Origin of the sequence: Gelidibacter sp. (genome assembly GCF_039916245.1) — a bacterium.
Taxonomy (GTDB): Bacteria; Bacteroidota; Bacteroidia; order Flavobacteriales; family Flavobacteriaceae; genus Gelidibacter.
In genome coordinates, this window is the sequence record NZ_JBDSLS010000088.1 from 1 (window position 1) to 16396 (window position 16396).

16 protein-coding genes are annotated in these 16396 nt (G+C 36.0%); 4 read left to right on the forward strand and 12 right to left on the reverse strand.

Features of this window, described 5'->3' with window-relative positions:
- The 4 genes from ABIQ28_RS04245 to ABIQ28_RS04260 all read right to left on the reverse strand — a co-directional run.
- The coding region (locus ABIQ28_RS04245) for a LysE family transporter (protein ID WP_348035575.1) at positions 1-169 on the reverse strand (169 nt) is incomplete at its 3' end.
- Positions 170-300: 131 nt separating this feature from the next.
- Positions 301-975, reverse strand: a complete 675-nt coding sequence (locus ABIQ28_RS04250; protein WP_348035538.1) for a head GIN domain-containing protein — start codon at positions 973-975, stop codon at positions 301-303.
- Between the two features lie 102 nt (positions 976-1077).
- The gene (locus ABIQ28_RS04255; protein ID WP_348035540.1) at positions 1078-1374 is read right to left on the reverse strand and encodes a heavy metal-binding domain-containing protein; all 297 of its coding nucleotides are present in this window, start codon (positions 1372-1374) and stop codon (positions 1078-1080) included.
- A 33-nt stretch (positions 1375-1407) separates the two neighbouring features.
- Positions 1408-3642 (reverse strand): RNB domain-containing ribonuclease, encoded by a 2235-nt coding sequence (locus ABIQ28_RS04260; RefSeq protein WP_348035541.1) that lies wholly within the window; start codon positions 3640-3642, stop codon positions 1408-1410.
- An 893-nt stretch (positions 3643-4535) separates the two neighbouring features.
- Here ABIQ28_RS04260 and rpiB point away from each other — a divergent pair.
- Together rpiB and ABIQ28_RS04270 are read left to right on the forward strand one after the other, a co-directional pair.
- Positions 4536-4970: a ribose 5-phosphate isomerase B gene (rpiB, locus tag ABIQ28_RS04265; protein WP_348035577.1), complete on the forward strand. Its 435-nt coding sequence runs from the start codon at positions 4536-4538 to the stop codon at positions 4968-4970.
- A gap of 192 nt (positions 4971-5162) precedes the next feature.
- Positions 5163-5606 carry a GNAT family N-acetyltransferase gene (locus ABIQ28_RS04270; RefSeq protein ID WP_348035543.1) on the forward strand — a complete coding sequence of 148 codons (444 nt, stop codon included), beginning with the start codon at positions 5163-5165 and terminating at the stop codon, positions 5604-5606.
- Positions 5607-5611: 5 nt separating this feature from the next.
- Here ABIQ28_RS04270 and ABIQ28_RS04275 read toward each other — a convergent pair whose 3' ends face one another.
- The 8 genes from ABIQ28_RS04275 to ABIQ28_RS04310 form a co-directional block, all read right to left on the reverse strand.
- The gene (locus ABIQ28_RS04275) at positions 5612-5896 is read right to left on the reverse strand and encodes a type II toxin-antitoxin system RelE/ParE family toxin (protein ID WP_348035545.1); all 285 of its coding nucleotides are present in this window, start codon (positions 5894-5896) and stop codon (positions 5612-5614) included.
- A 2-nt stretch (positions 5897-5898) separates the two neighbouring features.
- Positions 5899-6144 (reverse strand): hypothetical protein, encoded by a 246-nt coding sequence (locus ABIQ28_RS04280; RefSeq protein ID WP_348035547.1) that lies wholly within the window; start codon positions 6142-6144, stop codon positions 5899-5901.
- A gap of 27 nt (positions 6145-6171) precedes the next feature.
- Positions 6172-7005 (reverse strand): OmpA family protein, encoded by an 834-nt coding sequence (locus ABIQ28_RS04285; RefSeq protein WP_348035549.1) that lies wholly within the window; start codon positions 7003-7005, stop codon positions 6172-6174.
- Positions 7006-7076: 71 nt separating this feature from the next.
- Positions 7077-8711, reverse strand: a complete 1635-nt coding sequence (locus tag ABIQ28_RS04290) for a S41 family peptidase (protein WP_348035551.1) — start codon at positions 8709-8711, stop codon at positions 7077-7079.
- Positions 8712-8729: 18 nt separating this feature from the next.
- Positions 8730-9113 carry a ribonuclease P protein component gene (gene rnpA / locus ABIQ28_RS04295; protein WP_348035553.1) on the reverse strand — a complete coding sequence of 128 codons (384 nt, stop codon included), beginning with the start codon at positions 9111-9113 and terminating at the stop codon, positions 8730-8732.
- A 214-nt stretch (positions 9114-9327) separates the two neighbouring features.
- On the reverse strand, positions 9328-11178 hold the full coding sequence (locus tag ABIQ28_RS04300; RefSeq protein ID WP_348035578.1) for a M1 family metallopeptidase: 1851 nt from the start codon (positions 11176-11178) through the stop codon (positions 9328-9330).
- 51 nt (positions 11179-11229) lie between these two features.
- Positions 11230-12849, reverse strand: a complete 1620-nt coding sequence (locus tag ABIQ28_RS04305; protein WP_348035555.1) for a S8 family peptidase — start codon at positions 12847-12849, stop codon at positions 11230-11232.
- A 12-nt stretch (positions 12850-12861) separates the two neighbouring features.
- A complete protein-coding gene (locus ABIQ28_RS04310) occupies positions 12862-13725 on the reverse strand; it encodes an MBL fold metallo-hydrolase (protein WP_348035556.1) in 864 nt (287 codons plus the stop codon).
- A gap of 211 nt (positions 13726-13936) precedes the next feature.
- Here ABIQ28_RS04310 and ABIQ28_RS04315 point away from each other — a divergent pair, with 211 nt between their 5' ends.
- Positions 13937-14251, forward strand: a complete 315-nt coding sequence (locus tag ABIQ28_RS04315; RefSeq protein WP_348035579.1) for a DUF202 domain-containing protein — start codon at positions 13937-13939, stop codon at positions 14249-14251.
- Between the two features lie 137 nt (positions 14252-14388).
- Entirely contained in the window at positions 14389-16278 is a 1890-nt protein-coding gene (locus ABIQ28_RS04320) for a sodium:proton antiporter (RefSeq protein WP_348035558.1), read from the forward strand.
- The last annotated feature ends 118 nt before the right edge of the window (positions 16279-16396 follow it).

Here is a 16396-nt window from a genome sequence, read left to right on the forward strand (position 1 = left end):
ATGCAATGGCAATAAACAAAACATCAGCCAACATCACGCCCAAATTAAAAATAAGGGCACTTTTAAATCCTTTGGTAGCACTGGTTTCCAGGAGTACAAAAAACACCGGACCAATGGTAAATGCCAATATGATTCCAAAAGGAATAGCCGATAAAACCTCGTCAAACATAAAATTAGTGTTTCAACAAAGCTACATAAATTTTTATCTTTTTTAAGGCTTTAGCGACTTCAAAACTGCATCAACGGCTTGTGCTTCTATTATTATTAAAGACCATGAGTTCAGCAGATACTTTTGGAAATTTAGTCCATCAGCTTAACACGACCTCCTAACATCTTATTCTCATTGACCTTTTGTGGATGTCCATAAATATAAACGTCGCCTCCCGCTCTAATTTTGACATCTGCTAATCGTGACGCATTAATATGCCCTTCACCAGCAGCGCTAATGGATATGTATGTAGATTCAGATTCTAAATTTTTACCTTGAAAAATACCACCCGTATTCATGGAAATATCTTGTCTTACCGCTTTACCAACAACATCAATTTCGCCACCTGTAACGGCTTTAATTTTAGAATCGGTAACATCCAACGGAACTTTTATAATAGCTCCTTCCTGAACTCTCAATTCAATATTGTATTGTTTGAATATATCTTCAGAAGACACATAAGACCCTTCATTGGCATCAATCACATCTATATTTTTAAAATACAAAGTGACCACCGTTTTATTACCTACAAAGTTTTGTCCAAGTCGCATTTTAATTCTCAGGGAACCGTTTTTGTTGATTAATTCAACATCGCTTTTATTGTCTCCAGAAATAATGGCTCTATTTTCATTGGATTTGACTAATTCTACATTTATTAAATCATACACTTTAATTTCATCAAAGTCGCCAAGATTCTTTTCAATATCTCCTTGAGCTATAGCATTAACACTTAAAAAAAGTGTCATGATCATCAATAATCCCTTCATAATTTTTATTTTATAGGCTGTTTTATTTCTATCAAACGCTTTTTCAGTTCAATTATTTAAAATCGCCTATTAAAAACACAAATGATAAATAAACTTTAAATTTTAAGCCACTATTACTGCAGTTCCAGTGACGGATACTGCCACATAATTACTCGATGTCAATTCAATGTCAACCTTGATGCCCACGATGGCATTGGCATTTAATTTTCTGGCGTGATCCTGTAATTGTTGAAAAGCCTGTTCTTTAACAACAGCCATACTTTCAGCAATAGCTTGATAGTATTTTTCCATATTAAAAGTCACTTTCATGGCTTGAACATTCACTGAAATTCCAGAGACAATGCCTTTATATTCCAGAATTTTAAACCCTTCAATTGAGTTGGTGGTGGTAAGAATCATAAGTTCAAATAAGTATTAACTAACGTAAGAGTTTTATAATTGTATAATTTCTGGTTTTCCAATCAGCGTAAAATCGAGGTGTTTTTTAGCTAAATCCGTGTTTTTAACTTTAACCACGACTTCCTCACCAAGTTGATAACTGATTCCTGTTTTTCTACCGATCAAAGCATATTCCGTTTCATCAAATTCATAATGATCATCATTCATATCTCTTACCGAAACCATGCCTTCACATTTATTGCTGATGATTTCTACATAAATTCCCCAATCGGTTACTCCAGAAATAACACCCACAAATTCTTCATTTCTATGGTCTTCCATATATTTGATTTGCATGTATTTAATGGAATCGCGCTCGGCTTTTGTGGACAGATTTTCCATGTTACTGGAATGGTTACATTTCTCTTCGTAGATGGCTTCACTGGCCGATTTTCCACCGTCCAAGTAATATTGCAATAAACGATGCACCATCACGTCAGGATAACGACGAATTGGCGAGGTAAAATGAGTGTAATAATCAAAAGCCAAACCGTAATGTCCAATATTATGCGTGGTATATTCGGCTTTACTCATACTTCTAATCGTGAGCGTATCGACCAAATTTTGTTCTTTTTTACCTTGAACATCGCGCAACAATCCGTTTAAGGAATTTGCAATACTATTGCGATCCTTGAAATTCAGTTTGTAGCCAAACTTAGAAACCACGCCTTGTAAGGCATTCAATTTACTAGCATCTGGCTCATCATGCACACGATACACAAAAGTCTTTTTAGGCGATTGTTTCCCTATAAATTCGGCCACTTTTTTATTGGCCAACAACATAAATTCTTCAATCAGCTTATTGGCATCTTTACTGGTCTTAAAAAATACACCAATCGGATTGGCTTGGGCATCCAAATCAAACTTTACCTCTACTTTATCAAATGAAATTGCGCCATCCTTCATACGTTTACTACGCATCGTTTTTGCCATTTCATCCATTTTTAAAATGGCATAGGCAATTTTAGGATCCGCGTTATATGCATTGCCTTCGATGGAAATATCTTCTGGAATTAAAGTATTTATAGATGAGATATCTGACTGTGCAGGAATTTGGGTATTGTTTTCAATGATCGTTTGTGCTTCTTCATACGAAAAACGCGCATCACTATACGTCACCGTTCTTCCAAACCATTGGTCTTTAATCTCTGCTTGGTCATTCATATGAAACACGGCAGAAAACGTATATTTCTCTTCGTTAGGTCTTAAAGAACAAGCGTTATTTGATAATACTTCAGGAAGCATTGGCACTACTCTATCTACTAAATAAACAGAAGTGGCACGCTCATAGGCTTCATCATCCAAGATGGTGCCTTCTCGCACATAATGCGACACATCAGCAATATGAATCCCGACTTCATACATGCCGTTTTCCAAGATTTCAAAAGAGATCGCATCATCAAAATCTTTAGCATCTTTTGGATCAATCGTAAACGTCAACGCTTTACGCATGTCACGACGTTTGTCAATTTCTTCTTGGCTAATTGATGTATCCAAAGTATTCGCATACTCTTCTACTTCAGCAGGAAACTCATAAGGCAAGCCATATTCGGCTAAAATTGCGTGAATTTCCGTATTGTGTTCCCCAGGTTTACCTAAAACTTTTAAGACCGCACCTTTAGGAGAATCTTCATTCTTTTCCCAACTTTCAAGAGAAACAAGAACGACATCACCATTTTCAGCGTTATTGATTTTATTAATGGGTACAAAAATGTCTTTGTACATTTTATTGCCGTTCACCACAACAAAAGCATAGTTTGGATGGATTTGTATCACACCCACATATTCACTTTTAGCCCGTTTAATGATGTTTGTTATCTCACCTTCATACTTTCCTTGTTTACGACGTTTGTAGGTATAAAATTCAACTTCATCACCATTTAAGGCTTTGTTGATGTTGTTTGAAGCGATATAGACATCTTCCTCAAAATCAGCACAAATGATATAGCCCGAACCTTTCGACGCCATATCAAGGATTCCTGTATGATATTCGGTATTAACAATGGCTTTGAACTTGCCACGTTCAGTTTCTTCAATTTCCTTTTTAGCAAGTAATTCTTGAAGTTTTTTTATAATCTGATTTCTGCTAGAGGCATCATCTACCTCAAGTTTAGCAGCTATTTGTTTGTAATTGTAGGATTGATTTCTATCTTTTTTTAAAATACTTAGAATTGTATTTGTTAGGTTAGAGATCTTATTTGATGATCCCTTTCTTCTTTTCTTTGTCATGTATTATATAATGTGATCTTATTGAACTTCTAAAGTTAGCGAAATTCAGTTATTCTAACTTAACTAAAGGAGAAGATTGGTAATTAAGTTTGTACAAAACTACGTTTTTAATATTAAATGAATGTTTCCTTTATATCAAATTTAGGAAAACTCCTTCTATTCTCAATGCCAGAAAATAAAATTGAATCCAAAAAACAGTTATCCACATTTATATATATTATAATAAGCTTTTATTTAAATTTAAAAAAAATAATGATGCTTATGATGGGATGTTAATAGCCGTGATAACTTTTTTGACTTTTACTTTGAATAGTGAGTTATGACACTTACTTAAGATGCTATTAACAAGTTATAATTTTCGAACTGTTTGATTTTGAATCCTATCGATAGGGTTGTTAACAACTGTTGATAACGTGATTGAACATCTATTTCCTGATAACATTTTTGCATTTTCATGTTCATAGAGTCACTTTTGGATGATGATAACCTATCCAAACAAAATGGCTAACTTTTTTGGTAGTCTCATTTAAGATTTGGCTGAGAAAAATTATTGGATTTATAAAATTTATCTTTTAAATGTTAACTACAAGTTATGAACAAGTAATGAGCAGATGTCAATGAACGATTGTTACTTGTTTAATGATATCATATAATAGATTGATGATAATTTTGACTATGGACCGTATTTAGGCCTTTTGCTGTAACTTTTTTGTAAAGTTCGGCTTCTGTTTTTTAATGCATAGTTAAAGCACTAATTGATTATTAACAGGTTATAAAAATACAATATGATAACCTGTTGGTAACACTCATATTCGGTGTTAAATTTCAAACAGACTCACTATATTATTATGTAACTTTATGCTCTTAAAAATTTGATAAAATAACAACATATGATGACGATTTCAATAGGTAACGATCACGCAGGAACTGAGTATAAAAAGGCTATCGTAAAGCATTTAGAAGAAAAAGGCTATTCTGTTAATAACTATGGAACCAATACAGACGATAGTGTGGACTACCCAGATTTTGTGCATCCTGTAGCCCATGATGTGGAATCGAAAGCTGTGGATTACGGAATTATTATCTGCGGAAGCGGGAATGGTGCCAACATGACGGCTAATAAGCATCAAGGTGTGCGTTCGGCTTTATGCTGGAGTAAAGAGATCGTTGCTTTAGCAAGACAACATAATAATGCCAATATTTTAAGTCTTCCTTCTCGATTTATAGCATTACCACAAGCTATTGAAATGGTGGATACCTTTTTAAATACATCTTTTGAAGGTGGACGTCATGAAAACCGCATTAATAAGATTCCTGTGTCACAGTAATCCATGAATTTCGATCATTCTCTTGGTAGATTTTTATATGATTAATTTATATTTAACCATGTTAATATCAAGTCGGAATTCAATTAGAAAGAGCCAAAGGAAATCATTTTTCATTCTTAAAAGAAGGACTATGCCTTTATCTTTTAGGAATGGAATTAGTGTCAATTGATGGCCATTTAATACATGTAAAAAATGCTAAAGATCATAACCAAAACTTTTAAAGAGCTCAGAGTTGATGAACTCTATGCCATTTTGCAATTGCGAAGTGAGATATTTGTTGTGGAGCAAAACTGCGTTTATCAGGATATAGACTATAAAGACCAGAAAGCACTTCATGTAATGGGTTATAAACAGGATGTACTGGTGGCTTACACGCGCCTATTTAAACCTGGAGACTATTTCGACTACGCAAGTATTGGAAGAGTTCTTGTAAAGGCGGGAGAACGGCATTTAAAGTATGGTTATGCTATTATGGACGCTTCCATAAATACTATTGACAAGCAATTCAATGAAACCAAAATTCAAATTTCCGCACAGACCTATTTAAAGAATTTCTATAACAATTTAGGCTTTACACAAGTGGGCGAGGATTATTTGGAAGATGGTATTCCTCATATTGGAATGCTAAAGGATTAATTACTTCAAAGTGAAACTGTCAATGTCCTGGTAGTTATTCCAAAATCGTAACAAAGTGATTGTTCTGCCTTTTTCATATAAAACAAAGTCACTTGTTTTAGTATGGGTACTTGAAATGTTTTTTTGTAATCTGATGATTTGAAAATAACCTTGTTTGATTTCAGTTGATTAAGTACAAATTCGACTTGTTCAACAAAATAGATGACTTCTTTTTCAGTCCAATTTTCTTCTAAAAATTCAATATTTTTCCAATAATCGAATTTTGCAGTTTTAGACCAAACAATTTTCATATTTAAGTAGTCCGTTTCAAATAAGGATACCGTTTTATGGTTTCCTCCATGACCTGATCATGTGTAATAATATCGCCATTTAGAACCTCATTTAAGGCTTCATCTATTGCCTTTTTCTGAGCAGGAGATAATTCGGTAGTTTGGTTTTCGAAAATTTCTTTTATGCTATAGAGCTTATTTAATACGGATTCATCCTTTAGATGAATCATCCAATCTATTAAATCTAATTTTTTAGTTTTTGTATCCATAACATAAGTCCTTTTATGATGTCAAATTTAATTACTTTCATTGACATAAGTGACCAAAATTTCCACACGTCGGTCATATTTTGCATCACCGCCAAGCGGAAATTTACGTCGCATCCCCACATATTTCATGCGCTTTTTATCCACTCCTTTTTTAGCTAAATAATTATAGATGTATTCAGCTCTCGCTACCGATAAATTACGCTTTTTGGTCTTTCTGTCGTTGGCATCCCTGCTATTTTGTGTGCAGCAGACATGACCTTGAATGGTAAAATAAATGTCTTTTCTTTTGATCAATACTTTTGATATTTCTTCCAATGTCTTTACCGATTCTGGAAGGAGATAACTATAGCCAGTTTTAAACAGAATATTGTCTAATAGAATATAATCACCAATCTTTATATCGCCCGCTAAGGTTTCGCTAGCGGTTTTTGGTTTGATAATAACTTCAGGTTTTGGAGGAAAAACGGGCGTGACTATAATTTCCACTTTTCTATTTAAACTCCTTATTTTACTGATATCTTCTTCTTTTATGAGTTTTATCAAAATTTTACCCATGCCATCCACATTGGTAATAACGGATTCGTCAAACTCGTTATTTGAAAAAATGGTTTTGATACTGTTGGCTCTATTTTGCGAGAGTGCCAAATTGTACAATGCACTGCCTCTATCATCCGTAAACCCGTATATCGATATTTTTTCAATATCTAGAGTTTCAATTTCAGTCAAAAAAAACAAGAGTCTGCCATGTTCAATTTCAGATACGTCAAAAGCATCCGTTTTAAAAAAAACCTCGTGCTTTAATTCTTCTTGTGCCAAAATTATTTGGGAAAAAAGCAAGCCAAGGAGAAGCCATTTTTGCATATTATATTCAGTTGGGAAACTAAATATACCTAAAATTTTAAAACTGCAGTATTCTTATCGACGTAAGCACTTTATTGTAGATAATTTAAATAAGTAGAAGGATTTTTAAGTATTTCTGACCCTTTTTTAATTTCTGTGTTATGAATTACGAAATACGCGTACATTCCTTCCCGATAGAAATAGCGCTTGACGATCTCCTCCGACAATAAGTTCATCAGTTGAGCTTTATTGGCGTCAATGGCATCTGTTTTATAGGTATCCAATGTTTTTATCAAGGTGGTAAATTCCTTATCAATAACTCCATTTAAAGCTTCTTCTTTCGCTACTTTAAGGGCCTCATCAAAAGCTTTTTCAGTTTCGGTTTCAAAAGTGAAATTGTTGGATTTCAAGAAGGTTTTGAAGGCATTAAAATCCGAATCTTTCAACTCAAACGTATTTAAATCCGTGACTTTATGGGAATAATAATACTTTGTAGCATAATCAAAAATTAGATTTTCGTTGACAATAGCTTTGGTAATGGGGCTTAGTTTTGTGATGCCAACTTCAAGATCCGGTTGAACGCCGCCGCCATCAAAAACCGTTCTACCGCGTTTGGTTTTAAAGGCATTATAATTTTCTTTTTCCACACGGGTTGCCTTGCCAGCTTCATCTCTATTCCAGTAATCCAGTGCCTGAATACAACGTCCTGAAGGCGTGTAATAACGTGAGATGGTAATTTTAATTTGCGTGCCATACACCAAAGCTTTTGGGCGTTGTACCAAACCTTTCCCAAAACTTCGTGCGCCAACGATGACGGCCCTATCTAAATCCTGTAATGCGCCAGCAACGATTTCACTCGCCGAAGCACTTTGACCGTCAATGAGAACTACGAGCGGGATCTCAGTATCAATAGGCGCCTTTTGGGTATAATAAGTTTTGTTGTATTTATCGACCTTCGATTTGGTGGTCACCACCAATTGATTTTGAGGTATAAAAATATTGGTCACGTTAACCGCTTCATTGAGCAATCCGCCTAAATTTCCTCTAAGATCTAATATGAGTTGTTTAGCCCCTTGGCTTTTTAAAGCACGAACGGCATTTATCGTTTCAGTAGATGCTTTTTCATTGAATTTACGTAATACCACATACCCTGTTTTATCATCAATCATGGAATAATGAGGCACAGCATGAATTTCTACGGCTTCACGTTGAATGGCTACGGTTTCAGTCTTGCCTTGACGTATGTAGGTCACGGTTACTGAAGTACCTGCGGTACCTTGTAATAAATTACCGGCATCGTCCTTAAAATCGGCGACAACGGTATTGTCCACTTTTATGATTTCATCACCGGCCTTCAAGCCTGCTTTATCCGCTGGAAAACCTTTATAAGGTTCAATGATCACCAACTTATCCTTTAAGGTCAGCACATTCGCTCCTATGCCCGTATAATCGCCCGTATTGTTAATTCGTGACGCTTCTACATCCTGTTCATTATAATAATTGGTATAAGGATCTAAATTTTGCAACATACTTTTTATGGCCGTATCCATCAATTCCGCTGGATTGGTTTCGTCCACATAATTCATGTTGACCTCTTTAAAAAGTGTGGTAAAAATTTCTATTTGTTTGGCTATTTCGAAGAAATCACTTTTAAACGCCGATCCGGTAATAAACAAAACACCTATAAAAACAGGGAGTATTATTTTTTTGGTCAAAAGCTTTTTCATAATCGTAGTCTCAAAAATTTAGGGTTTGGGAAGGGATTGATGTTTCAGAAAAACATCCATCAAGGTATTCATTTTTTTCGATATGGTTTGAAAATCTGTTCCGGTCTTACCAATGTACAAAATCATAAACGCATATTGGTCTGGAATGTTGTTAAAATACTTGGATTTGTTAAGCCGATAAGCTTCTCGCATCAAGCGTTTTATTCGGTTTCGAGCGACTGCCGTTTTGAAATTTCGTTTGCTTACTGAAACGCCCGTTTTTATCTGGATAGGATCGTCAAAACTGGTTTTTAAATAGACCAATCTCAAAGGATATACGGCGACAGATTTGCCTTCAGAAAAGAGCTTTTCAATAAGCTTCTGGCTTTTGAGTTTTTCTATTTTTTTAAATGATTGATCCATAGGGCAGCAAAGGTACTACTTTAGCAAATAAAAAAACCGCTTGATAAAAGCGGTTTTTAGAAAGTAAGTTCTTTTGTTAATTAAGCTTATCCGTTTTAAGACATAGGACTAATTGCTTTTTATTTTGACAGGCAATTTTATAAAAAAGATGTTTGATGTCTTTTCGTCCTAAGTCGATTTTAACCCGAATGTTTTTTTTCGGATAATCATTTTTCTAATTAAAATTTACGACGTTGTTTTCTCTGTTAACATCCGCCATATAACCTCTAGGATCAATAGTGATGGTCTTGATAGCACTTTTTGGTTTTTCAACTTCAAAGGTATAAGTTGGATGAGCCCAAGCCCAATTTTTTATAACCGTTGTGGTTGGAGGTGTTGGTTTTGCACCGCGCATCATTCGTAATGGAATATAATAGGCGGATTTGGTACCGTCGGCATAGGTTATTTCAAGATCGATAGGCATTGGCATTAAACCAATCCGCTCTAAGGTCACTGATGTTTTGTTACCTTCTGCATTGACATCTTTAATGGCATAATCAATCTTATTTGTGGTTTGTGTCCAATCCGTCAAATACCAATCGAGCTCCATTCCGGAAACTTTTTCAGCAATTCTGATAAAATCCATCGGTTTTGGGTGTTTGAAAGCCCATTCTTTAAAATACTGCTTGATGGTTTTATCCAGATTGTCTTCACCCATAATATAGCCTAATTGCGTTAAAAATAAGGAGCCTTTGCTATAAGAAGCAATTGAAAACGCACTGTTATAGGCATAACGATCAGAGTGCGTGCTTTGTGGCTGCTCTCTGTCGGAATTTGCCAAGGAAATATACGAACGATAGGATCCGGCAAATGGATTATCACTGTTTGTTCCGGTTATGGCATCTAAGGCACGATCCTGAATATAAGTTGTAAAACCTTCATCCATCCAAGAATGTTTGTTCTCATTGCTTGCCAATACAAATTGGAACCAACTATGTGCTAATTCGTGCGCGGTAACGCTTATTAATCCACTAATCGTTCCTTCACCAACAATCAATGTACACATCCCGTATTCCATACCGCCATCGCCACCTTGAATGACCGAATATTGGTCATAAGGGTACTTACCAACATGCGTACTGAAATACTGCATTAATTCCTCTGTAATTGGCTGGAGTTTTTTCCAGTTTTCCAATTTATCTGCTGGCATTGTTTTTTTATATAAGAAATGTAGCATTGGGCCGTTTTCAACCTGAAGCTTATCATGAATATATTCTGGATCGGCGGCCCAAGTAAAATCATGAACATTAGGCGCCTTAAAATGCCAGGTTAAGGTTTTGCCTTTTTGTTTTTTAACCGGTTGTGTTTCGTAACCGTGACCGATTTCATTCGGGTTTTGAAGATATCCTGTACCTCCAATCGTATAATTTTTATCAATGGTAATTTTGACATCAAAATCGCCCCATACCCCATAAAATTCTCTGGCGATATAAGGATCGGCATGCCAGCCTTCATCATCATATTCGGCCAGTTTTGGATACCATTGTGACATGGATAAAGCGACACCTTCACTGTTATTTCTGCCAGAACGACGGATTTGAACCGGCACTTGAGCGTCAAAAACCATATCAAAAGTCGTCTTTTGTCCCGGTTGAATGGGTTGATCCAAGGTGACAATCAAAATGGTGCCTTGGGTTTCATGGTTGACTTTTTTGCCATCTTGAAGCAAGGAAGTAACATTGATATATCCAATTTCATAAGGACTTAATTTGCTGATGCGACTTTCATAAATTGGATCTGCTTTCGTACCTAAATTATTGACCATTCGACCGTCAGGATCTGGAATGCTTTTTAAGCGGGCATCCATTTCACTATCCGGCTGAAAGGCGTTGGGATATAAATGATAGTAAACGCGGTTCAATACATCTGGAGAATTGTTGGTATAAACCAACTTTTGAGTTCCGGTATATCGGTAAGTTTTGACGTCCATATCAATAGCCATCGTGTAATCGACATGTTGCTGCCAATAATGTGGATTGGAAGATGGCCGTGTTTCATTTTGTGAATGCCCTTTAATTGCAGGCATCAACAAAAGAAAACTAAGACTTAAAGCATAAGTAAATTTCATTTTAAAAGTTTATTTAGAGTTTTTTGACATTTGATCCGCTAAAATTAAAGCGTTATAGGCGTTGGCAATTTTTTGTGATTTTGAAAGTTCACCGAATGGTTTTATGTTGGTTGGATCGCCTCCAACAATTACTTTGGTGGTAAGTGGCAATCCAGAATCCAAAATGACTTTCTTAACTTGCGGTGCGGTCAAGTTTGGATAGTAGGAACGGATTAATGCCGCGATACCAGCAACTCCTGGAGCGGCCATTGACGTCCCACCAAGACTTTTATATTCATTACCTGGAATTGTTGAATAGATTTCTCCTCCTGGAGCGAAAATATCAACGTTTATTTTACCATAATTTGAAAATCCAGAGACCATTCCTGAGCCGTAAGTTGAGTCCAATGATCCAACAGTGATAAAGTTATCTGCAACCTCAGGGCCATTATCAACAGCGTCATTAGGATAAACGTTTTTGGTATCCAAATCAAGGGCTTCGTTTCCGGCAGCATTCACAATCAAAATATCTTTAGAAGCCGCATATACAATAGCATCTCTTACCCAATCACTATGTGGAGAATAGTGTTTTCCAAAACTGAAGTTCATCACTTTCGCACCATTATCAGCAGCATATCGGATGGCCAAGGCGATATCTTTATCATATTCGTCACCATTTGGAACTGCTCTTAGGCTCATAATTTTCACATTGTTGGCAACCCCATTTCCACCTTTACCGTTGTTTCTTACGGCAGCAATAATACCAGCAACGTGTGTACCGTGGCTTTCTGATGGTTTTACAGGTTTAACGTTGTTGTTTCCGTAATATTTTTTGACCATATCATCCGGATTATCTCCTGTTTTACGCCCTCTGAAATCGACGTTGAGGTTATAGTTCAGGCGGTCATTAATATCTACAAGTCCTTCACTAATATCTGCTATGGCCGCTTTTAAGGTTTTAAAATCCATACTGTACACATATTTTGCAATGGCCACGTATTGTTTTAAAATTTCATTGCTTGTGCTGATAGCATTGACATCTTCTTCTGTGTAATTTTCTTTTTTGGTTTCTTTGGTCAAGGCATCATCAGCATTTTTAATTTGTTGTAAAAACTGCTCATAATTGGTTTTGATACCTGCGTATTTGTCATAGTCGGCCTGTCTTTCGGCTTTTGCTTCCGCATATCGTGGGTTTGAAGTGTCTCCGCTTGCCAATAAACGCACATATTCCAACTGCTCATCATAGCCATCGCCAAGAAAATTCCATCCGTGGATATCGTCCACATAACCATTGTTGTCATCATCGATGCCGTTCCCTGGAATTTCTTTGGGATTGGTCCAAATAGCTCCTTGCAAATCTTCATGGTCAATATCAATTCCTGAATCAATAACAGCAACGATTACTTTGGCTCCTTTTTTGTTTTTGATGATTTCGTTGTAGGCCTTGTCAACACTCATCCCAGGAATGGTGTCATTTTTCAAATCCAAATGTCCCCAATGTTGCTTTTCGGCATCAGTTAATTCAGAAGTTTTTAATGGCATCGTGTCAATGTTTTCCATTGGTGTTGAAAGCACACTGGAAGCAGAGCCGCAATTAAATAGAGTCGTTGCTGCAAAAGCAACAATTGCAAATGATTTAAATAATTTCATATAATTAATTTATTAATGTGTAAAAATCTCTTGTGAAGTAAATGTTTGATCTAAACGGACGCCTTTGTCCGTATGTTTTACTGTGATAATCTGATTATGCGCATCATGTTCCAAAAACAAATAATAATTTTGATCGGCAGCGGTATTCAGAAATGATTCCTTTTCATCCAAGGTCAATAAAGGCCGAGTATCATAACCCATGATGAAAGGCAAAGGTAAATGCCCAACCGTCGGCAGTAAATCGGCCACAAAGGCAATGGTTTTATCTTGATATTTGATCAGCGGAATCATTTGCTTCTCAGTATGGCCATCGGCAAAAAAGATATCAAAACCGAGTTCAGAATTTTTTAGCAATCGATCTTGAGGAAGCGACGTAAATTTGAGTTGGCCACTTTCTTCCATTGGCAGAATATTTTCCTTTAAAAACGATGCTTTTTCGCGATTATTGGGTTGGGTTGCCCATTGCCAATGCTTTTCATTACTCCAGAAATGTGCGTTTTTAAAAGCGGGTTCATAACCCGTTCTATCTTTGTTCCATTGGATGCTGCCACCACAATGGTCAAAATGTAAGTGGGTCATAAACACATCGGTAATATCGTCGCGATGAAAACCATATTTTTTTAAGGAACTATCTATCGAATCATTGCCATATAAATAGTAATAACCAAAAAATTTATCGTTTTGCTTATTCCCCATTCCGGTATCAATCAAAATGAGTCGGTTATCAATTTCCATTAACAGACAGCGCGCTGCAATATCGATCATATTATTGGCATCGGCGGGATTGGTGCGTTGCCAAATTGATTTCGGCACGACCCCAAACATGGCCCCTCCATCAAGTTTGAAATTTCCAGTTTCAATGGGATATAGTTGCATAATCGTTACTTTTGGTAGAGTTAAACATGCAAATTACTAAATCAGTTAAAATTTGTAGGTTTCGCGACATGATATTGGCTGTTTTTTAACATTTTAAAGGGCTTACTCACTAACTAATCACTGAGATAATTTGAATCCGCTAAAAATTATTTTAATTTTATAAAAAAGACTTATGAAAAGAATCGTTCCAGCTCCATTGCGCTTTAAAAATATGAAACTTTTAAAGTTTGGGCGTGATTTCAAACCAGATCAAGAAGTCATTTTAAGAGATTATCTCGCCATCGAACGCACGCGATTGGCCAACGAGCGCACCTTACTTTCTTATATTAGGTCATCATTGTATTTACTTTTAGGTGGGATTGCATTCTTTCAGCTCAAAAACTTTCCGGATTTTAAATATTTAGCTATCCTATCCTTGGTTTTCAGTGCTGTTTTCTTAGTCATTGGTATTTATCGATTTGCTTTATTAAAACGAAGTTTAAAAAAATTGTATTACAATTTTGAGCCAAATGAACCGCCTAAATAGGGAGATTTTATGAGCTTAAAATATTGCCAATCCTTTGTCTTTCAAACAAAACATTTCAGTTTTGTGATATTTTTTACGTCAGATTAAACCAAAAAAAAATAACTTTACTACTTACAAAAGAAAGATAAAGCAATTATATGGTTGAACTATCAGGATTAGTCATATTAGGAATATTGGCACAATGGGTCGCTTGGAAATTGAAAATTCCAGCTATTCTTCCCCTAATTTTAATTGGTCTTTTAGTAGGTCCAATTGCTGCTGAATATCTTTCCAGTGATGGCAGCAAATGGATTGAACCGATATATAACGGCAAAAACGGACTTTTTCCGGGAGAGAGTCTTTTTTATTTTGTGTCTCTTTCCATCAGTATCATTCTTTTTGAAGGCGGGCTGACTTTACGCGTCAAGGAAATTAAAAATGTAGGGCCTGTAATTACTAAATTGATTACCATTGGTTCCATTGTGACCTTTTTTGGCGCTGCAATTGCAGCACATTATTTATTTTATCTTAGTTGGGAAATGTCGTTTCTGTTTTCGGCATTAATCATGGTTACAGGCCCCACGGTGATTACACCTATTTTAAGACATATTCCTTTAAAACAAGATGTGTCCGCAGTCTTGCGATGGGAAGGTATCCTTATCGATCCTATTGGTGCTCTGGTGGCGGTATTGGTATTCGAATTTATAAGTGTGGATGTTGGCGGTGCTTTTACCAAAACAGCATTTATAGAGTTTGGAAAGATTGTTTTGTTTGGAAGCACGTTTGGATTTGCTTTTGCCCACGGACTCAATTTTGTCTTGAACAAACATTTTATTCCGCATTATCTCCTCAATGTTTTCGCGCTGGCGAGCGTTCTGGGCGTATTTGTGCTGGCCGATGTTTTTGCACATGAATCGGGTTTGTTGGCGGTTGTGGTTATGGGAATGATTTTGGGAAATTCCAATTCGCCTTATCTCAAGGAATTATTATATTTCAAGGAATCCTTAAGTATTTTGTTGGTTTCCATCCTATTCATCTTGCTTGCGGCCAACATCAATATGGAAGATTTAATGTTAGTTTTTAATGGGAATATGGTTGCGCTCTTCGCCATTGTCGTATTTGTGCTCAGGCCAATAGGCGTGTTTTTAAGTACCCGTAATTCGACCTTTGAGCGCAATGAGAAAATTTTCATCAGTTGGGTAGGTCCTCGAGGTATTGTGGCAGCTGGAATTGCTTCTTTATTTGGATTAAAATTGGCGAGAAATGGTTTTGAAGATGCCGAATTTATTACGCCATTGGTGTTTATGATTGTCTTGGGAACTGTTTTATTAAATGCCACCACTGCTCGATTTGTGTCTAAAAAATTGGGTGTATTTCTTAAAAAATCAACTGGTATTCTCATTGTGGGAGCATCTAAAGCATCCCGTTTAATTGCAAATTATTTGGAAAAAAACGGACGACATGTCGTGCTTATTGATAACAATCAAAGCAATATTAACCAAGCCCAGGAACTCGGTTTGGAAGCGCTCAATTTCAATATATATTCTGATTCCTTAAGTGACAACATCGAATTGAATGATGTCGGTTATATTATTGCGATGACGGCAAACTCCGATATCAATCAGTTTTTCATTGATCAATATGGAAAAGAATTTGGTGCGAATGGCGCCTTTCGATTAATATCTTCTGATGAATTAAGTGATCCTGATTTTAAGCCAACTGGGAATCTATTTATCAAAACCGATGGATATATGTCGCTTACAGAAACCACAAGAAAATACCCATCCATAAATGAAATTGACATACTAAATAAAGAGCATTACGAAAGTTTAATGGCACTCAGTGGTAAAGACGACGATATTATTCCGATGTTTTTAAAAGATGAATCCGATGAATTGCACCTCATAGCGACTATTAATAAAGACGATGAAGAATTTACCGAAGGTTGGAAGTTGGTTTATTTAGGAAAACCTTTTGATGTAGAAAAAATTCAGAAGGAAAAAACGTCAACTCATGAAAATGAAGAAGCCTCAAATGATAATGATTGAGGCTCCTTTAGTTAAAATATAATTTTTGTCCGATTGAAATTCATTTTATTTTATAAAACTCGGTTTTCATAGGACATTGTGCTGATGAGATTAAGATAGAGACCTTACTGGCCTTGTT